Here is an 18,380-nt window from a genome sequence, read left to right as displayed (position 1 = left end):
TACCGGGAATTGCTCTCTCCCCGTGGAAACGCCCGGCGTCGACCGGGTGGCCGGAAGCTGGTCAGCTCTGACAAAGGTGCTGGACGCGGGACCGCACGGCGACAGCGCGGTCCCGCGTCCGGTTCAGGAACGTTTCACGTTCTGCACGTCGATCCGGTGGTCCGCCTGGGCCGCCATCGGCTGGCGCACCTCCACCGTCACGTTGTACTCGCCGATCATCGGTACCTGGGACACCGCCTGGTACGTGCCCGGCGACCCGGACACCTCCGCCATCACGATGGGCCCCTGCCGGTGTGACAGCGGCATGGCCACCATGTCGGTGTAGGCGACGACCTGGCCCTTGGTGATCGGGCTGTACGAGCCCGGCGCGCTGACCCGGGCGTCGATCCGGATCTGCAGGTCACCGAGGTGCTCGGCCGCCACGTCGATGGAGGCCTGTGGCTGCTTGCCGTTTCCCGCCGCGGCAGCGTGTGAAGCGGCCGGCGCCGCTGCCGGAGGAGCCGCCTGCGGACGGGTCACCAGGAAGCCGACCACGCCGAGGGCCAGCGCCGCCGTCATGCCTACGCAGATGCCCAGCAGCAGTCCCTGCCGGAACGGCGAGGGCGCACCCGGCCGCCGTGACGGGCCCCGGGGGGCCCGGGCGCGCTTCGCAGTGCGCTCGGGCCGTCCCAACATCTCGTCGGAGAGACGAAACTTGCTCACCGTGGCCCCTCCGCCGCCCTGACTGTCGAGATCGGATGGTCAGGCAGGGCGATCAGGCCGGTCCGGGCCGTGGCGTGCACCCGGAACAGCCCCCACTGCCCGCCGGTCAGGTGCCGGGCCAGGGTGTTGGAGCGGTAGAGGTAGTCACCCGCCGCGGCCCGGCGGCCACCGGCACCGCCCAGCACAGCCGGGTCGAGCACGACGTCGTAGCCGACGCCCGGGTTGAACTGGCCCTGGCTCGCCGCCACCTGGGACTGCGGGTCGTTGGGCGAGCGCCGCCACACGTGGTCGTACAGGGTGAAGCTGGTCGATCGGGGTTTGCCGACCGCCTGCGCCACCCGGAAGACCGTCTTGTCTCCCGCGTACGCCTCGAACAGCGGGGTGGACGGGTCTCCGTGCACCGTCGAGCTCAGGATGTTGGTGATGTTCTGATCGTTGGCATAGCGGTGCGCCCACGCCTCGTTGCGGTAGTTCACCGCCACCTCGCCCTGGTCCTCCGGGTCGTCGGCCTCCCGGCTCGGGGTCTTGACCAGGTCGAAGTTGTCCGGCACCGGCTGGTCGTCGGCGGGGTTGGCGTTGGTGTCCTTGCGGAACAACGCCAGGTCGCTGTTGAGCAGCACGATGTTCTCCCGGAAGTCGGCCTGGCCGGGGTTGCTGATCACCGCGCTGGTGCCGCTGGTCAGCGGCTGGCCGTTGGCCGGGTTGAGGTACGTCGACCCGGCCGGTTCGATCACGAGCGCACCGAACAGGCCGTGCTGGAGATGGCTCTGCACGTCGGCACGGTCCTGCAGCAGGGCCATCCCGGTCATGGTGGCCGGCGCCTTCCACCGGTACACCTGGGTGCCGCCGGGGGCGACGGTGGTGTCCGGGTTACCCCCGATGTTCGAGCCGGCCGACCACTTGTCGTGTTCCAGGAACTGCGGCCGGATCGACGCCCGGGCGCTGACCGGGAACGGCTGGAAGCCCGGCACGTTGTGCTCGTTGCGCGGCGGCTGGTCGATGCAGGCCGGGTAGGCCACGACACCCGTCTTGAAGCCGAGCTGCCCCGGCTCGGTCGCCTCGTGGCAACCGGGTGTCATCTTGGCCGGATCGAGCTGGTTCTTGAACGTGACGTTGAGGCAGTCGCCCGCGTTGGCCCGGATCACCAGGGGTTCCGGTTTCTTGGTGCCGTTGGCCAGCGCCGGCAGGTCCGCCTCGAGCGCGTACATCAGCCCGCGGGGATCGTGGTCGCCGGCGTTGTTGTAGGTGATGTCCTTGTTGATCGCGACGACGGTGAAGTTCTTGACCGTGTCCGCGGTGCCGCACGGGTCGGACATCATCGCGGCCTTCGCGGCTGTGCCGGTCTTGCCCTTCGCGGGGGCGGCGAACTGCGGGCACGGGACCTGGTTGTCCGGCAGCTCATTGATCGGCGCGTCGGCTCCCTTCGGCGGATTCTTGCAGCCGTACGAGCGCAACAGCCCCCACGCACCGAGGAAGAAGTCGTCGGTGCCGCTGTAGTTGTAGAGATAGTCGTGATAGTTGAGCGTCGCGTTCTCGGACACCTGGTCGTCGAGCGGCACTGTCGCCTCGAAGTACTCCAGCATGCCTATGTGCTGGGCCTGCACGACGTTCGACTGTGGATCCTTGGGTTCGAATTTCCATCTGAAGCGGTCCAGGTTGAAGCCGTGCGACTCCTCCTGGGACAGCTGGAACAGGTTGAACTTCACCTTGTCACCGGTGAAGGCCTGGAGTAACGGCGTGAACGGATCACCGTGCACCCCGGAGTCGAACAGGTTCGCCGGATCGCTGTTTCTTCGGCCCTCGAACGGTTCGAGCCGGTAGTTGACGCCCATCACGCCGGCGTCGTCGGTGCTGGACGGGAACTTGGCCGGGAAGATCGGCACGCCGTCCGGGGTGATGACCCGGTCGTCGTTGGTGGTCGCGGCGCTGGCCGGTTGGAACATCGGCACGTGGTCCTCGACGAACAACGAGAAGCTGCGGTAGTCCACGCCGTCGGAGACCGTGCCGTTGTAGTCGGTCGCCGTGGTGCAGACCATGTCGAAGACGGTGCCGACCGTCTTGGGCGGGGACGGCGCACAGCCGGCCGGATGGATCGTCGACCCGCCGAACAGCCCGTTGTCCTGGTGCACGTTCGGGAAGAAGTGGTCGTGGAACGAGTTCGTCGCGGTGTTCTCGTGCACGAAGTTGCGGTAGGTGATCGTCTGGTTGATGTCGGCGCCCTGGTCGTAGTTCCAGCCGTTCGCCGCGCCGTCGGAGGACAGCACGTCGAACTGCACCATGTGCTGGTGGATGCCGACCTCGTTGGTCTCCTGGGCCCGGTCGAAGACGTTGCCGCCGAACTGCCGGGGCAGCTCGTTGGTCAGCTTGTAGACCACGCAGTCACCGACGTTGAGGATCGGGGCGAACGGTTCCGGTTTTCGCCCGCCCAGCACCGCCTGTTTCTCCGACTGCAGGACGTACACCCGCGACTGCGGATTGACCCATTGCAGGTCCGGGCTGTACTGCTGGCTGATCTCGATGGCCGCGACGTCGTACGTCTTCACCGGCCGCCCGGCCGGACACGGATTCTGGAAGAAGCCGCCGGCCACCTGCGCGCCCGGATCGGCGGCGGCCTTCTCGGCCGCGGTCGGCGGGAAGACCCCGGCCGTGCCGCGCTCGGGCACGCCCAGCGGCGGCTTCGGCGCCTTGAAACCGAACTTGCCCGGTACGAACAGCGGGAAGCCCGGTGTGGTGGGGTTCGGTGACAACGGCGGATTCGTGCCGGCCACGGCGGGCTGGTAGTCGAAGTCGGCCAGCGGTTCCAGCCGCGGGATCGGCGTGCCGTCCGGGTTCACCCGGGTCCCGTCCTCGCGTTTGTCCAGGGTCCGGTTGAGACCCCACATGCCGGTCGCGAAGTGGGGATACAGGTGGCAGTGGAAGATGATGTCGCCGAAGGTGGCGGCCTTGTCCTTGTGCGCCGAGCCGGCCCCGCCCTGCACCACCAGGCTGTAGTGGCTGCCCGGGGACACGGCCTGCACGTCCAGCACGTTGGTGACCTTGGTCAGGTGGGTGGACTTGCTGATCTCGTCGACCCCGCCCTCGTCCTTGGGGTCGAACATCCACCGGTTGACATGCCAGTGGAAGGTGTGGGTCTCGAACTCCGCCGGGTGCAGCAGGCGGACCTGGGCCGGTTCCCCGCGGTAGTTGGCGAAGACGAGGTCACCGCCGCCGGGGTCGCCGTACGCCCACGAGGACAGCGACGTCTCCTCTCCGATGCACCGCTCGGCGTCGAAGCCCTGCCCGGTACGGTTGGCCGCCGAGCAGCCCACCTCCTCGCGGTTGAAGCCGGGCTCGGAGCGGTAGTTGAACCCGAACCACTCCAGCTTGACCGGGATCTCGCCCTGGACCAGCGCGTCGGCGTCGCCGCCACCGAGGTCCGGCAGCGTGCCCGCGGTCAGCTTGGCCAGTTCGGCCGAGGTGGGCTGACGGCACTCGTTGCCGCCCTGCTCGTCGCCGGAGTCGGTACGGCAGAAGCGGGTCAGCACACCCGGTTCGGCCTCCACCTCGTCGTGCATGAACAGCACGTTCTCCCGGAAGTCCTTGTTGTTGGGCAGTTTGATCACCGCCCGGGTGCCGGACGGCAGCGCGCCGCCGGTGCGCCCGTCGACCCAGGTGGCGCCGGCCGGCTCGACCAGGATCGCGCCGAAGGCCCCGAACGAGTGCGAGCCGATGAAGCGGACCTTGCCGTTGCTGTCCACCGGCCGGGTCTGCTGCGAGGACAGGTCGGCGCCGTCCTTGAACTGGAACTCGCCCTCGGTCTGGGCGTACAGCCGGTAGGTGAGGGCCGCGCCCGGCGCCGCCGTGGAGTCGGGGTTGTTGCCGACGACCGAGCCGTCGGAGCCCTTGACGTCGTAGTCGAGGCCGTCGAAGTGCATCGAGGCGTTCGGCGCGGTGGCCGGGTCGAAGTCGTTGTCCGGCACCGTGCCCGCCGGGGCGAACTCGCGTGGCGTCGGCGTCACCGTGCCGGCCGCGCGCAGCGTCTCACCGGGCAGCGTGAAGATCGCCGAGTTGCGGACCTGCTGGTTGACCGCGGGCGCCGGCTCGTTCAGCCGGTTGGTGAAGCGCACCTCCACGCACTCGCCCTGGTTGACCCGCAGGGTGAGCGGTTCGATCAGGTCGTTCTCGTTGGCCTTGGCCGGGTTGGCCGCGTCCTTGAAGCCGGCCCGCACCTTGGCGATGTTCTCGTCGAGGACGTACATCCGGCCCTCGGGGACGACGTCGCCGAAGCGGTTGAGGAACAGCGGCAGGTTGATCAGCGAGACGTTGAAGGTCCGGGCGGTCTGCCCCGCGACGCAGGGGTTGCCCGGTGACGTGGCCACCGGCGGGGCCGGCAACTGGGCCGCGGTGGCCTGGCTGACCAGCCACACCGCCCCGCCGGTGACGGAGATCCAGATGCCGGCCCCGATGGCGAGGGCGATCCGGTGTGGCAGCGTGCTTCTTCGCCGGCCCCGCAGGAACAGGACGGGTACGGCGGCGGCGAGCAGGAGCAGTGGAATGAGATCCGGATAGGACGCGGTCACGGTGCCTCCCCCGTGCGTCGACCACGGGGGCATGCCGAAAGAGGCCGGGCATACCGCCTCGGCCGGGTAGCGCGCGATGAATCCCCCGTGGTGCTGCGCTACATCGAAGCCGATGATTGTCTAGCCCCTGGTCACTGTCAAGGGCCATTTCAGTACTCTGCGTGATCAACATCGCGGCGTCTGGCGCACCGGCCACCGGGTGCGCGAGGATCGCAGCATGCGTGATCTCTCGCGGCGGTGGGCGTGGCTGGGCGTGCTGGTCATCGGGTTGGTCCTCTACGTCATCGTGCTGCGCACCCTGGTACGGACCCAGAACCCCAACTTCATCCCGTCCCTGCTGCTGCTCGGCGCGACCGTGGTGCCGTTGGCCTTCCTGACGTTCGCGCAGGCCCGTACCGGCCACTGGCAGGTGCCGCCGTCGGCCCTCGTGGTGGCGGCCTTCTTCGGCGGCGTCATCGGCGTCGTCGTGGCCGGCACCCTGGAGTACGACGCCCTGCGCGGGCTGGGCGCGCTGCCGATGGTGTTCGTCGCGCTCATCGAGGAATCAGCCAAGATGATCGTGCCCATCGTGCTGCTGTTCGCGCTGCTGGCCCGGCACGGCCGCCGGCTGCCGTCGGACGGCCTGGTCATCGGGGTGGCGTCCGGCATGGGCTTCGCCGCGCTGGAGACCATGGGCTACGGCTTCACCGCCCTGCTGTCGTCGCAGGGCAACATCGGCACGGTTCAGGAGACGCTGTTCGTCCGCGGTCTCACGGCTCCGGCCGGGCACACCGCCTGGACCGGGCTGACCTGCGGGGCCCTGTGGGCGCTGGTGGCCAGCCCGTCGGCCAGGAAGCTGCTGGCGTTCATCGCCACCTTCATCGGCGCCGTCGCGATGCACACCGCCTGGGACACCTTCGGCGGGGCCATCGCCTTCGTCATCCTGGCGATCATCAGCCTGGGCTGGCTGTTCCTGGCCCTGCACCGCTACCGGGCCTTCGCGGAGCACAGCACCTGGGCACCCCGCGAGCCGCTGACCGTTTAGTTCCGCTGGGCGCGGCCGCGTTTCCAGTAGCCCATGAAGGCGACCGAGGCGCGGTCCACGCCCCGCTCGCCGACCAGGTGCCGACGTAGCGCCACCACCGTGCCCGCCTCGCCCGCCAGCCAGGCATAGAAGGCGCCCGCCGGCTCCTCCGGCACGTCCCAGACCTCGTCCTCGGCGGCATCCACGGCGACGGGCGGCCCGCACGGCGCCGCGACGTCCAGGTGGGCCCGGACCACCGGCTCCAGCCGCTGCCCGGCCGCGCGGACCAGCCAGGTTACGGCGGCCGGGCCGCCGATCGGCAGGCAGTCGTCGCGACTCGGCACCTCCAGGAACGCGGTGGCCGGGCGGTCCAGGCTCTCGAGGATGGCCGCGGCGGCCGGTAGCGCCGTCTCGTCGGCGGCCAGCAGCAGCCGGGTGGCGCTCGCCGGCGGGCGCCAGGCGATGTCCGTGACCGGGTGGCCGTGCGTGGCACCGATCATCACCACCTTGTCACCGGGCCGGACCGCCGACGCCCAGCGTGACGCCGGACCGCTGTCACCGTGCAGCGCGAAGTCCACGTCCACCTCGAGGGCGGCGGGACGGAACGCCCGGACCGTGTAGACGCGCAGCGGCGCCCAGGAAGCCGGTGGGCCGCAACGCCAGGCGGCCAGCCAGTCCGGGCGGCGGGCGAACTCCTCGTGGTCGGCGTCCGCCGGCAGCAGGAGCAGGTTGATGCGCTGGTCGAGCCCGTGCCCGGCGAACTCGGCGAGGGACTCACCGGTCAGCGTGACCCGCAGGAAGGTGGTGCTCAACCGGACCGCTCGGGCCACCCGCAGGGGGAACGGCCGATAGGGCTGGGCGGCGGGGCGCCGGACGGGTGCGGCAGCGCGCGATGTCGTCGTCAAGAGACCGGTCCGATCGGTACGGGAGCACAGGCAAGCCAAGGCTACCCTTACCTGCCCTTTGTTATCAGTATCGATACTGATATCATTCGCGTCATGGAGCTTCCGCGGGAACGCTGGGCCGAGCTGGCCCTGCATCCGGTGCGCATCCGGATCCTGCGGGCACTGGCCGGCGCCCGGCTGACGACGCACGACCTCGTGGCGCTGTTGCCAGACATCCCGCACGCCACGCTGTACCGGCACCTCGCCACGCTGGCCAAGGCCGGCCTGATCGAGGTGGTGGACCAGCGCAGGGTCCGCGGTGCCGTCGAACGGGTCTACGCCCTGCCCGCCCACGGCGCCACGCTGGACGCGGCGGCTCTCGCCACGGCCACGCCGCAGGACCACGCCCGGTACTTCACGGCATTCGTCTCGAGCCTGCTGTCCGAGTTCTCCCGCTACCTCGCCCGCGAGCGGATCGACTTCGCCGCCGACGGGGCCGGCTACCAGCAGATCGTGCTCCACCTGAACGACACCGAGCTGGCGCAGTTCGCCGCCGACCTCAACCGGGTCATCGGGCCGATGCTCGGCAACGAGCCCGGCGAAGGCAGGGTGCCCCGCCTGCTCGCCACCATCCTGCTGCCCACCGAGCAGCCGGCGCCATCGGGGCCACACCACGAAGGGATCGACTGATGGCATCAGTCACGGTTACCGACGACAGGCAGGCGATCGAGGTCTCACGGCTGACCAAGCGGTACGGCACGGTCACCGCCGTACGGGAGCTGACTTTCACCGTCGAACCGGGCGTGGTCACCGGTTTCCTGGGGCCCAACGGCGCCGGCAAGACCACCACGATGCGCATGCTGACCGGCCTCGTCTCGCCCTCGTCCGGCACCGCGACCATCGGCGGCCGGCCCTACGCCCGGCTGCCGAAGCCCTCGCGCACGGTCGGCGCGGTATTCGACGCCGACGCGTTCCACCCCGGTCACACCGCCCGCGACCACCTGCGCGTCTACGCCGCGATGGGCGGCTGTCCGGACACCCGGGTCACCGAGCTGCTCGACCTGCTCGGCCTCACCGAGGCCGCCGACCGCCGCACCCGCGGATTCTCCACCGGCATGCGTCAGCGGCTCAATCTCGCCACCGCACTGCTCGGCGATCCCCGGGTGCTGCTGCTGGACGAGCCGAGCAACGGCCTCGACCCGGAAGGCATGCTGTGGCTGCGCGGCTTCCTGCGCCGGCTGGCCGGCGAGGGACGTACCGTGCTGATCTCCAGCCACGTCCTCAGCGAGGTCCAGCAGCTCGTCGACGACGTGGTGGTGATCCGGCGCGGCGAACTCGTCGCCGCCGGACCCTGGTCCCGGCTCGCCGGGCCACCGGCGGTCCTGGTGCGCTCCCCGGACGCCGACCGGCTGGCCGCCGCCCTGCGGGACAGCCGGCCGGACGGCGACGCACCACAGGTCGAGGCGGCCGGCCACGGCGGGCTGCGCGTACGCGGACTGGACGCGCCCGGGGTCGCCGACCTCGCCGCCGCGCACCAGCTGCGGGTGCACGAGCTGGTCACCGAGAAGTCCAGCCTGGAACAGCTCTTCCTCGACCTGACCAGCGACAAGGCGGCCACCTCATGAATCACCTGATCAAGGCCGAGTTCCGCCGGCTGTCGGCCACCCGCGTCGGGACCGGGCTGCTGCTGGCCGCCGTCCTGTTCGGCGGGGGCCTGATGGGGGCCATGGCGCTCGTCGGGCCGGAGAACTTCGACCCACCCATGCCCGGCCTGGACACCGAAGCCGGCCTCCGCGCCGTTCTCGGCATGCTGGGCTACACCGCGTTCGTGCCGGCCGCCGTCGGCGCACTCGCCGTCTCATCCGAATACCGGCACCGCACGGCCGCCGTCACGTTCCTGTTCGCTCCCCGCCGCTGGCAGGTGCTCGTCGCCAAACTCGCCACCTACGGCGTCACCGGACTGGTCTACGGGCTGGTCCTCGCCGGCACGGCGGCCGCGGCCCTGTTCACCGTCGCCGCCGCCCGTGGCATCCCGCTCGGCCTGCCGTCCGGCCTCGTGCTCGCGCTGCTCGCCCGGATCGGCCTCGCCATGGTCGTCTACCTGCTGATCGGTGTCGGCGTGGGCGCGCTGCTCCGCAACCAGGTGGTGGCCGTGGGCGTCGTGATCGGTTATCTGTACCTGGGCGAGCCGCTGCTCATGATGATCCCCGGCGTCAACGCGCTCTACCCGGTCCTGCCCGGCGGGGCCACGGCCGCCCTCACCGACTTCACCTACCTGGCCGACGCCATGTCGCAGGAGGTCGGCAGCACCGCGGTCCGGCTGCTGTCACCAGCCGCCGGCGCGCTGCTGCTCACCGGGTACGCGCTCGCCGCCTCCCTGATCGCCATCATTCTGCCCATGCGCCGCGACATCACCTGACCCGCACGTACGGGTGGGAGCGCTAGGGATGGTTCCGTCCCGCGAAGAGGGCCCGGGCGCGGGCGACCAGGGCGGGCGAGCCGCACTCCTGAGCCAGCTCCAGCCCGTCGCGCAGCACCCGGCGGGCCTGCGGCCGGCGGCGCGCCGCGTTGAGCAGAGCACCGTGGTCGACCAGGGCAGTGGCCAGCTCGAAGCGCCGCGGCGTGCCCCGCAGCACCCGGATCGCCTCCTCGGCAGCGGCCATTCCGGCCGCGCCCGGGCGGACCTGCCCCTGGATCCGCAGCGCCCGGCCCAGCGCCGAGGCGAGCCCGTGCCGCCGGGTCAGGGCGACCTCCTCGGCGACGAGCCGCTCGGCCGCCTCCCGAGCGCCGAGTCCGACGAGGACGGACGCCGCCGCTGAGCGCCACGGCAGCACGCCGGGGTGGTCGGAGCGCCGCACGGCCAGCCGCTCGCCGCACTTGTACAGGTCGGCCAGCCCCTCGCCGGGCCGCTCGGCCGCGGTGTGCAGCTTGCCGCGGACGTAGCGCAGCAGCAGGAACTCGGGGTCGTCGGGCAGGTCGTCGTCCAGCCCGGCCGCGGTCAGCAGGCTGTCGGCCAGCGCGATGTCGCCGAGGTCGAGCAGGACCGCGAGGCGCCGCGACAGCACCAGCGAGCCGGCCGGGCCGGCCTGCTCGGTGCCCGAGACCGCGAGCAGTTCCGCCGACGCGTCGGCGTCGCGGGCGGCGTCGGCCAGCCGGCCGAGCCGCCGGGCCACCGAGCTGCGCTGGGAGTAGGCCATCGCGAGGCCCGCCGCCGAGCCGTCCCGGCCGGCCACGTCGATCGCGAGGGTGCAGCCGGAGTGGGCCGCCGCGAGGTCGTCCGCGTCGGCCAGCCGGCGCAGGGCATGCAGGTATCGCGGCAGGTCGTCCACGCCGACCGGCGGCGCCAGGGGCACCGGGCGGGTTGCCGGGGGAACGGCGTTGTCACCTGAGGTGATGTCCCGGCCGAGGTCCGCCAACCCCGGCCGTTCGTCACTGACGGTCATGCAAGCGTGTGTACCCTTCCGGGCGTCCGACCCACCATCGATCGGGCTTCGATCCTTCGTGGACCCCAAGGTTTTCCCAACCACGAGAGATGCACAATGCGGCATGCGCAGTCCGACCCAACGCAATCTCGACTTTTCCTTGGTCGACAGCCTGCTCAGCGGCGTTTTCGGGGTGAATGTCAGCGAAGCCGGGGAATTGTCCGGCGGCGGCTTCGCGGCCGTGTGGCGCGCCCGCCTGGCCGACGGACGCGACATGGTGGTCAAGGTCGGTCCCCCGCCCGGCGTCCGGCTGCTGCGGTACGAGCGTGACCTCATCCCCGCCGAGGCGGCGTACTTCCGGGCCGTCCGCGCCGGCGCGCCCGGGGTGCCCGTGCCGGAGGTGCTGCATGTCGCGGACGACTGGATCGTCACGACCATGCTGCCCGGCAGCAGCCTGAGCGAGCCGGCGGACGCCGCCGGGACGGCCGCGGCGGCAGAGGTACGCGAGCAGCTCGGTTCCGCGATCGCCGGCCTGCACCGGCTCACCGGCCCGCACTTCGGCTACACCGGTGACCGTCCGGCCGGCACCGACTGGCCCACCGCGTACGCCGCGATCATCGCCGCCCTGCTGGCCGACGCGGCCGACTGGGAGGTTCCGCTGCCACCGGGGATCGACGCGCTCGCCGCCCGGCACCACGCGAACCTGGCCCAGGTCACCCGGCCCGCGTTGCTGCACTTCGATCTCTGGGACGGCAACGTGCTGGCCGCCGGCGGCCGGCTGACCGGGCTGGTCGACGGCGAACGCTTCCTCTGGGGCGACCCGCTGCTGGACCTGGTGTCGCCGGCCCTGTTCCACCGCATCGAGGAGGAGCCGGGGCATCCGTTCCTGCGCGGGTACGCCGCCGCGACCGGCCTGGTGCTCGACGACGCCGCCCGGACCCGGCTCGGGCTCTACCGCGTCCACCTCTACACGCTGATGCTGGCCGAGGGTCCGAGCCGCGGCATCCCGGTCGGCAGCGAACGGCACGACTATCTGACCGTGCTGCTCGAACGAGAGCTGCGCGACCTGAAGTGACGCAGATGCAAGTCGGAACGGCTCGACGCCCTGGCATCTGCGGCCTAGGCTGGCGGTCGTGACGACGTACCGGATCGGTGAGGCGGCCGAGCTGCTCGGGGTCAGCGTCGACACGGTGCGCCGCTGGATCGACGCCGGCCGGCTGACGGCCGAGCGTGACGGCCACGGGCACCGCACGGTCGCCGGCGCCGACCTGGCCGCGTTCGCGCGTTCACTGGCCGACGAGCCCGACACCGGTTCCCGGCGCTCCTCGGCCCGCAACCGGCTCCGCGGCATCGTCACGGCGATCACCCGGGACGCGGTGATGGCCCAGGTCGACCTCCAGGCCGGACCGTTCCGGCTGGTGTCGCTGATGAGCCGGGAGGCCGTCGACGACCTCGGCCTGGAGGTCGGCTCCCCGGCGACCGCGGTGATCAAGTCCACGACCGTGGTCGTGGAAAGAGGGGACGACGCATGAGGGCGCGACGGCTGGCCGCGGTCGCGGTGGCCGCACTCCTGGCGCTCTCCGGGTGCAGTTCCCCGGTCCCGGACGAGCCGGTCAGCGGCGGCTCGCCCGGTTCAGCCGGCCCCGGCAGCGACGCCGCCGGACCCGTGACGGTGCTGGCGGCGGCCTCGCTGACCGAGTCGTTCACCGCCATCGGCACGAAGTTCGAGCAGCTCAACCCGTCGGCCGAGGTGAGCTTCTCGTTCGGAGGCAGCGCCGGCCTGGCCCAGCAGATCACCGCGGGCGCCCCGGCCGACGTGTTCGCCGCGGCCAGTGCCGCCACCATGAAGACGGTCACGGACGCGGGCGCCGCCACCGGCACCCCGGTCACCTTCGCGCGCAACCAGCTCGTCATCGCGGTGCCGAAGGGCAACCCGGAGGGCCTGACCACACTGGCCGACCTGGCCGGCCCCGGCGTCAAAGTGGCCCTCTGCGCCGAGCAGGTGCCGTGCGGTGCGGCCGCCGGGAAGGCGTTGTCCGCGGCCGGCGTACGGCTGACGCCGGTGACCCTGGAGCAGGACGTCAAGGCCGCGCTGGCCAAGGTGAAGCTCGGCGAGGTGGATGCCGCACTGGTCTACCGCACCGACGCCAGGGCCGCGGCGGCCGACGTCGACGGCGTCGAGTTCCCCGAGTCCGCCGGGGCGGTCAACGACTACCCGGTCGTCGCGCTCGAGGACGCGCCGAATCCGGCCGGCGCGACCGCTTTCCTGGCTTTTCTCCGGACCCCCGAGGCGCAGCGGATCCTCACCGACGCAGGGTTCCAGCAGCCCTGAGCCGGTCACCGTCCCGAGCGCCGCTGGCCCTGGCGATCCCCGCGATCATCGGGCTGGCGTTCCTCGTGCTGCCGCTGGCCGGGCTGCTGATCCGGGCACCCTGGACGACCCTGCCGCAGCGGCTCACCGAGCCCGGCGTGCTGGCGGCCCTGCGGCTGTCCCTGCTGACCGCGACCCTGGCGACCGTGGTGTGCCTGCTGCTCGGCGTACCGCTGGCCTGGCTGTTGGCCCGCGCCCGGTTTCCCGGCCGGCGGCTGGTCCGGGCGCTGGTGACAGTGCCGCTGGTGCTGCCTCCGGTGGTCGGCGGGGTCGCGCTGCTGCTGGTCTTCGGCCGGCGCGGCCTGGTCGGCGGGTGGCTGGACGCCACGTTCGGTTTCAGCCTGCCCTTCACCACCGCCGGGGTGGTGGTGGCCGAGGCCTTCGTGGCGATGCCGTTCCTGGTGATCAGCGTCGAGGGGGCGCTGCGCGGGGCGGACCCGCGCTTCGAGGAGGCGGCGGCGACGCTGGGGGCGAGCCGGTGGACGGCGTTCCGGCGGGTCACGCTGCCGCTGATCGGGCCGGGGGTGGCGGCCGGGGCGGTGCTGTGCTGGGCCCGGGCGCTGGGTGAGTTCGGCGCGACGATCACCTTCGCCGGCAACTTCCCCGGGCGCACCCAGACCATGCCGCTGGCCGTGTATCTGGCCCTGGAACAGGACCTGGACGCGGCCATCGTGCTGAGCCTGGTGCTGCTCGTGGTCAGCGTGGTGATCCTGGCCGGACTGCGCGACCGCTGGCTGGGCGCGCCGTGAGCCTGGACGCGCACCTCGTCGTCCGGCGGGACGGCTTCACGCTGGACGCCGTGCTGCGCGCCGAGGCCGGCGAGGTGGTGGCATTGCTGGGCCCGAACGGCGCCGGCAAGACCACCGCCTTGCGGGCCCTCGCCGGACTCGTCGCCCTGGACGACGGCCACCTCGAGCTCGCCGGCGAACGCCTGGACGACCCGGCGGCCAAGGTGTTCATCGCGCCGGAGCACCGGCACATCGGCGTGGTCTTCCAGGACTACCTGCTCTTCCCGCATCTGTCCGCAGTGGAGAACGTGGCCTTCGGGCCTCGCTGCCGGGGCGTCCCTCGAGCGCGGGCGCGGGCCGAGGCAACCGAGCTACTGGGCCGGGTCGGGCTGGCCGAACACATCGGCAAGAAGCCGCGGCAGCTCTCCGGTGGTCAGGCCCAGCGGGTGGCGCTGGCCCGGGCGCTCGCCACCGGGCCGCGCCTGCTGCTGCTCGACGAGCCGCTCGCCGCGCTGGACGCCCGGACCCGGCTCGACACCCGGGCCCACCTGCGCGGCCACCTCGCGGCGCACACCGGGCCGACGGTGCTGGTCACCCACGATCCGCTGGACGCGATGATGCTCGCCGACCGGCTCGTCATCCTGGAGCACGGCCGGGTGGTGCAGACCGGCGACGCCGCCGCGATCACCTCCCGGCCGCGCACCGACTACGTGGCCCGGCTGGTGGGACTCAACCTCTACCGCGGCCGGGCGGACGGCGGGCTGGTCCGGATCACCGACGGCTTCGCCCTCACCACGGCGACGCCGCTGCACGGCGACGTGTTCGTGGCCTTCCCGCCCGCCGCTGTCGCCCTCTACGCGGCCCGCCCCGACGGGAGTCCCCGCAACACCTGGCGGGCGACCGTGGCGGCCGTCTCCCGGCACGGGGACGCGCTGCGCATCGAGCTGACCGGCGGGATCACGGTGGCCGCCGACGTGACGCCGGCGGCCGCCGTGCAGCTGGGACTCGAGCCCGGTCGTGAGGTCTGGGCCAGCCTCAAAGCGACCGAGGCGACGACCTACCCCGCTGTGAAGGTGTAACTACCGGAGGCCAGGCTGTAGGACGCCGCACCGCCGCTGTAGCCCTGTGGCACGGCTTCCGGCGGGGCGGTGACAGCAGCCGCGGACGAGGCCGGGACCTGCACCGTGGCTGTGGCGTTCGGCGGGACCACCACCTTCAGCGTCAGTGTGGAGCCGGTGCGGGTCCACTCCGAGCGCGTCTGGCCGTACCGGGTCTGCAGCGACGCGGTCGCCGAGGTGACCGTACCGCCGGGTTTCGGGGCGATCAGCACCTGCCGGTAGCCCGGCGCGGCCGGAGCCACCCCGCCCACCGTGCGGTAGAGCCAGTCCCCCACCGAGCCCAGGCCGTAGTGGTTGAACGAGTTCATCCCCACGTCCTGCAGCGAGCCGTCGGGCCGGATCCCGTCCCAGCGCTCCCAGACCGTGGTCGCCCCGCGCGAGTTCATGTACCCCCAGCCGGGATAGTCCGGCTGCTGCAGGATCCGGTACGCCGTGTCGGCGTGCCCGTGCTCGGCCAGCACCGGCAGCAGATTCTCCACGCCCATGAACCCCACCGACAGGTGCCCGTTGCGGCTGTCCACCTTGGCCGCGAGCTTGTCCGCCACCGCCTGCGTACGGCCGGCCGGCACCAGGCCGAAGGCGAGCGCGAGCACGTACCCGGTCTGGCTGTTGCTGCCCACGGTCCCGTCGGCGGCGACGAACCGGTTGGTGAACGCCGCCGCGATCTGGTCGGCCAGCGTGCCGTACCGGGTCGCCTCGGCCGTACGCCCGGTCGCCGCGGCCATCCGCGACAGCAGGCGCGCCGACCAGCCGAAGAACGCCGTGCTGGAGACGTCGTTCGGGGTGTTGTCGTCGACGTTGAGCCAGTCACCGAAGGTCTCGTGGTCGCGGATCAGGTCCGCGCCCGCGGTCGAGGAGAGGTAGTCGACGTAGCGGGCCATGGCCGCGAAGTGCTTGTCCACGACGGACAGATCGCCGTAGCGCTGCCACACCGTGTACGGCACGATCACCCCCGCGTCGGCCCAGCCGGCCTTGCCCGCGCCGTCGATCACGGCCGGGGCCACGTCGGTGAACGCCCCGTCGGCCCGCTGGGCGTCGACCAGGTCGTCGGCGAACTTGGTGAGCAGTCCGTGGGTGTCGAAGTTGAACGTGGACGTGGCCCCGAACGCCGCGATGTCGCCGGTCCAGCCGAGCCGCTCGTCGCGCTGCGGGCAGTCGGTCGGGATGGACAGCATGTTGGAGCGGGCACCCCAGAGGATGTTGTGCTGCAACTGGTTGACCAGCGGATCGTTGGTCGTGAAGGTGCCGGTCTCGGCGCCGTCGGTCCAGGCGGCGAGCCCGGTGAGGCTGTCCGCGGTGGGTGTGCCCGGGAAGCCGGTCAGCTCGACGTAGCGGTAGCCGTGCACGGTGAAGTGCGGCTCGAAGACCTCCGGCGCGCCCGTCCCGGCGAGCGTGAAGGTGTCCGTGGCCTGGGCGGCGCGCAGGTTGGCGGTGTAGAGCGTGCCGTCGGCGTTGAGGATCTCGCCGTGCCGCAGGGTCACCCGGGTGCCGGCCGGGCCGGTCACGGTGAGCCGGTTCCAGCCGGCGAAGTTCTGCCCGAGGTCGGCGATGAAGACGCCGGGCTTCGGCTGGGAGATGCTCTTCGGCCGCAGCTGCTGCCGCACGGTGACGCCGGGGTCGACCTGGGCGACCAGGTTCGGCTTGGCGGCGGTGCGGACGGTGACGGCCGTGCCGGCCCCGGGCCGGATGCGGGCATCCTGATCCTCGCCGTGGTACAGGTCGTCGGCGACGATCACGCCGGCGGTCGCCGACCAGGAGCCATCGGTACGCACGTCAGCCCGCGTCCCGTCGGTGTACTCGATGGACAGCTGCGCCGAGTACCAGGGCGAGGTGCCGTAGCGCCGGCTGCCGGCGAAGCCGATGTTGCCCGAGTACCACCCGTTGCCGACCAGCGCCCCCAGGGTGTTGCTGCCCTGCTTGAGGCTGCCCGTGACGTCGTAGGCGCGGTACTGGAGGCGGTCGTTGTAGTCGGTCCAGCCGGGCGCGAGCCGCTCGGCGCCGACCTTGGTGCCGTTGAGATAAGTGTCGTGCAGCCCCAGCGCGGTGGCGAAGAGGCGGGCGCGGGCGACCGGCTTGCCGACGCTGAAACCCTTGCTCAGGTACGGCGTCGGATTCGGCACCGTGACCTGCGCGCCCCACGGGCCGGTCCCGTAGGCGGCCGTCACCTTGGCCGCGGCCCAGCCGGCGTCGTTGAAGCCCGGTTGTTCCCAGCCCGCCGGACCGGACTGCGCGGCCTTCCAGGCGCTACCGGTCGCCACGGTGGTCGTGCCGCTCGTCAGCTTGGCGATGACACCGGCCGGCCCGGCGACGTTGTTGGCCGCGGCGATCGCGATGGTGTTCGTCCCGGCGCGCAGCTGCGCGGAGACGTCCACTGTGGTCGCCCGTTTCCACGAGTCGGTGACGCGGCGCGAGGTGCTGACCCGGGAACCGTTGACCCACACGTCGGCGGTGTCGTCCCCGGTCACCACGAGGGTGGACTTCGCCACCGCGGCCAGGTCGAAGGTGCGCCGGAAGAACCGCTGCTCGGCCGGGGCGGTGGTCGCCGGGTCACCCTCGGGATACCAGATCCACTCGGCGCCGGTGAGGTCGACCGTGGCCGGGCCGCCTATGAAGTCCGCCTGCCACTCGGCCGCCGGGTTGAACAGGCCGGTGTCGAAGCGGGCGGCGGCACTCCACGGGCTGGGCCGGCCCTGGGCGTCCCAGACCCGTACCCGCCAGTGGTAGGTGCGGTTGCTGGCCAGCGCCGGTCCGCCGTACGGGATGTCCACGCTCTGCCCGGAAGTGACCTGGCCGCTGTCCCAGAGGTCCGCGGCGCCCGGGGTGGTGCCGACGGTGAGCTCGTAGCGGCCCTGCAGCTGGCCGGTGGCGGCCGAGACGAGCCGCCAGCCGAAGCGCGGTTTCGCCGTGTCGAGCCCGACCGGGTCGGTCCGGCGTTCGGTGGTCAGGCCGGCGAGCGTGACCGGTGAGCCGGCGCCGGGGTCGGGACCGGCGACGTCGCTGCGCCACGGCCCGGTGCCGTACGCGCCGAGGTCCTTGGCCGCGGTCCAGGTCTGCGGCACCGAGTCGGCCGCCTGCCAGCTGCCGTCGGTGACCAGGTCGACAGCGCTCTCCGCGGTGGCGACCCGGATCCGGCCGAGGACACCGGCCGGACCCGCGCTGGTGTTGCGCGCGGCGATCGTCAGGGTGTTGCCGCCGGGCTTGAGGGCGGCGGCCAGGTCGACGTAGCGGGCGGTCTTCCAGGAGTCGGCGGCCCGGGTGGAACCGGCGAGGTAGGTGTCGTTGAGCCAGACGTCGACCGTGTCGTCGCCGGTCACGACCAGCTGGGCGTCGGTGTAGGGGCCGGCCGGGGCGGTGAAGGTGCGGCGCAGGTAGCGGGTGGCGGCGGGGGCGCTCTGCGCGGGCTCCCCCTCGGCGAACCAGATCCAGTGCGCGCCGGCGAGGCCGACCGGCGCGGTGATCAGGGCGGCGGGACGGGAGACGGGAGGCGCCGCGGCGGCCGGGGAGCCGGGCAGCAGCAGGAGGGCCGCGGCGAGCAGCAGCGGTCTGCGGGCATGGAGGGACAGGGACTTGGCCATGCGATTCTCCTCGGTGGG

Annotated in this window: 14 protein-coding genes; 9 read left to right on the top strand and 5 right to left on the bottom strand. The window is 72.1% G+C overall.

Annotation, left to right across the window (positions count from 1 at the left end; all coding sequences use genetic code 11):
• Positions 1-123: 123 nt before the first annotated feature.
• Positions 124-702, bottom strand: a complete 579-nt coding sequence (locus tag AB0C12_RS28680; RefSeq protein WP_360552941.1) for a hypothetical protein — start codon at positions 700-702, stop codon at positions 124-126.
• Complete coding sequence (locus tag AB0C12_RS28675; RefSeq protein WP_360552940.1) at positions 699-5,261, bottom strand: hypothetical protein; 4,563 nt, start codon at positions 5,259-5,261, stop codon at positions 699-701. The genes AB0C12_RS28680 and AB0C12_RS28675 overlap by 4 nt, the downstream gene beginning before the upstream one ends.
• Before the next feature lie 217 nt (positions 5,262-5,478).
• On the opposite strand from AB0C12_RS28675, the gene AB0C12_RS28670 reads away from it, so the two are divergent.
• Entirely contained in the window at positions 5,479-6,285 is an 807-nt protein-coding gene (locus AB0C12_RS28670) for a PrsW family glutamic-type intramembrane protease (protein WP_360552939.1), read from the top strand.
• On the opposite strand, the gene AB0C12_RS28665 is transcribed toward AB0C12_RS28670, so the two are convergent.
• The gene (locus tag AB0C12_RS28665; protein ID WP_360552938.1) at positions 6,282-7,304 is read right to left on the bottom strand and encodes a siderophore-interacting protein; all 1,023 of its coding nucleotides are present in this window, start codon (positions 7,302-7,304) and stop codon (positions 6,282-6,284) included. The two genes, AB0C12_RS28670 and AB0C12_RS28665, sit on opposite strands and share 4 nt — an antisense overlap.
• On the opposite strand from AB0C12_RS28665, the gene AB0C12_RS28660 reads away from it, so the two are divergent.
• From AB0C12_RS28660 to AB0C12_RS28650, 3 genes are read left to right on the top strand one after another with little or no spacing between them, the layout of a single operon-like run.
• Positions 7,263-7,838, top strand: a complete 576-nt coding sequence (locus tag AB0C12_RS28660) for a helix-turn-helix domain-containing protein (protein ID WP_360552937.1) — start codon at positions 7,263-7,265, stop codon at positions 7,836-7,838. The genes AB0C12_RS28665 and AB0C12_RS28660 overlap by 42 nt on opposite strands.
• Positions 7,838-8,773 (top strand): ATP-binding cassette domain-containing protein, encoded by a 936-nt coding sequence (locus tag AB0C12_RS28655; protein ID WP_360552936.1) that lies wholly within the window; start codon positions 7,838-7,840, stop codon positions 8,771-8,773. Before AB0C12_RS28660 ends, AB0C12_RS28655 begins: the two co-directional genes overlap by 1 nt.
• A complete protein-coding gene (locus tag AB0C12_RS28650) occupies positions 8,770-9,567 on the top strand; it encodes an ABC transporter permease (protein ID WP_360552935.1) in 798 nt (265 codons plus the stop codon). The genes AB0C12_RS28655 and AB0C12_RS28650 overlap by 4 nt, the downstream gene beginning before the upstream one ends.
• Before the next feature lie 22 nt (positions 9,568-9,589).
• On the opposite strand, the gene AB0C12_RS28645 is transcribed toward AB0C12_RS28650, so the two are convergent.
• Positions 9,590-10,591: a hypothetical protein gene (locus AB0C12_RS28645; protein WP_360552934.1), complete on the bottom strand. Its 1,002-nt coding sequence runs from the start codon at positions 10,589-10,591 to the stop codon at positions 9,590-9,592.
• A 103-nt stretch (positions 10,592-10,694) separates the two neighbouring features.
• Between AB0C12_RS28645 and AB0C12_RS28640 the strand changes: the two genes are divergently transcribed.
• Genes AB0C12_RS28640 through AB0C12_RS28620 form a run of 5 tightly spaced genes read left to right on the top strand, consistent with a single transcriptional unit; the run spans position 10,695 to position 14,748 of the window.
• Positions 10,695-11,645 carry an aminoglycoside phosphotransferase family protein gene (locus tag AB0C12_RS28640; protein WP_360552933.1) on the top strand — a complete coding sequence of 317 codons (951 nt, stop codon included), beginning with the start codon at positions 10,695-10,697 and terminating at the stop codon, positions 11,643-11,645.
• A 58-nt stretch (positions 11,646-11,703) separates the two neighbouring features.
• Positions 11,704-12,102, top strand: coding sequence for a TOBE domain-containing protein (locus AB0C12_RS28635; protein WP_360552932.1), 399 nt, complete (start codon positions 11,704-11,706; stop codon positions 12,100-12,102).
• Positions 12,099-12,902 (top strand): molybdate ABC transporter substrate-binding protein, encoded by an 804-nt coding sequence (gene modA / locus AB0C12_RS28630; protein WP_360552931.1) that lies wholly within the window; start codon positions 12,099-12,101, stop codon positions 12,900-12,902. The genes AB0C12_RS28635 and modA overlap by 4 nt, the downstream gene beginning before the upstream one ends.
• Positions 12,899-13,690: an ABC transporter permease gene (locus AB0C12_RS28625; RefSeq protein WP_360553353.1), complete on the top strand. Its 792-nt coding sequence runs from the start codon at positions 12,899-12,901 to the stop codon at positions 13,688-13,690. Before modA ends, AB0C12_RS28625 begins: the two co-directional genes overlap by 4 nt.
• Positions 13,687-14,748 carry an ABC transporter ATP-binding protein gene (locus tag AB0C12_RS28620; RefSeq protein ID WP_360552930.1) on the top strand — a complete coding sequence of 354 codons (1,062 nt, stop codon included), beginning with the start codon at positions 13,687-13,689 and terminating at the stop codon, positions 14,746-14,748. The genes AB0C12_RS28625 and AB0C12_RS28620 overlap by 4 nt, the downstream gene beginning before the upstream one ends.
• On the opposite strand, the gene AB0C12_RS28615 is transcribed toward AB0C12_RS28620, so the two are convergent.
• Positions 14,727-18,362: a family 78 glycoside hydrolase catalytic domain gene (locus tag AB0C12_RS28615; protein WP_360552929.1), complete on the bottom strand. Its 3,636-nt coding sequence runs from the start codon at positions 18,360-18,362 to the stop codon at positions 14,727-14,729. The two genes, AB0C12_RS28620 and AB0C12_RS28615, sit on opposite strands and share 22 nt — an antisense overlap.
• Positions 18,363-18,380 lie beyond the last annotated feature (18 nt).

It is taken from the genome of Actinoplanes sp. NPDC048967 (assembly GCF_040649415.1).
Classification (GTDB): Bacteria; Actinomycetota; Actinomycetes; order Mycobacteriales; family Micromonosporaceae; genus Actinoplanes.
The sequence above is the reverse complement of the archived record's forward strand: the minus strand, read 5'-3'. Positions and strand labels throughout refer to the sequence as shown.

Coding starts and splice junctions, on each gene's coding strand:
- AB0C12_RS28670 (WP_360552939.1), top strand. CDS start 5,479: ATGCGTGATCTCTCGCGGCGGTGGGCGTGGCTGGGCGTGCTGGTCATC.
- AB0C12_RS28660 (WP_360552937.1), top strand. CDS start 7,263: ATGGAGCTTCCGCGGGAACGCTGGGCCGAGCTGGCCCTGCATCCGGTG.
- AB0C12_RS28665 (WP_360552938.1), bottom strand. CDS start 7,304: ATGCAGGGCCAGCTCGGCCCAGCGTTCCCGCGGAAGCTCCATGACGCG.
- AB0C12_RS28655 (WP_360552936.1), top strand. CDS start 7,838: ATGGCATCAGTCACGGTTACCGACGACAGGCAGGCGATCGAGGTCTCA.
- AB0C12_RS28650 (WP_360552935.1), top strand. CDS start 8,770: ATGAATCACCTGATCAAGGCCGAGTTCCGCCGGCTGTCGGCCACCCGC.
- AB0C12_RS28645 (WP_360552934.1), bottom strand. CDS start 10,591: ATGACCGTCAGTGACGAACGGCCGGGGTTGGCGGACCTCGGCCGGGAC.
- AB0C12_RS28640 (WP_360552933.1), top strand. CDS start 10,695: ATGCGCAGTCCGACCCAACGCAATCTCGACTTTTCCTTGGTCGACAGC.
- modA (WP_360552931.1), top strand. CDS start 12,099: ATGAGGGCGCGACGGCTGGCCGCGGTCGCGGTGGCCGCACTCCTGGCG.
- AB0C12_RS28615 (WP_360552929.1), bottom strand. CDS start 18,362: ATGGCCAAGTCCCTGTCCCTCCATGCCCGCAGACCGCTGCTGCTCGCC.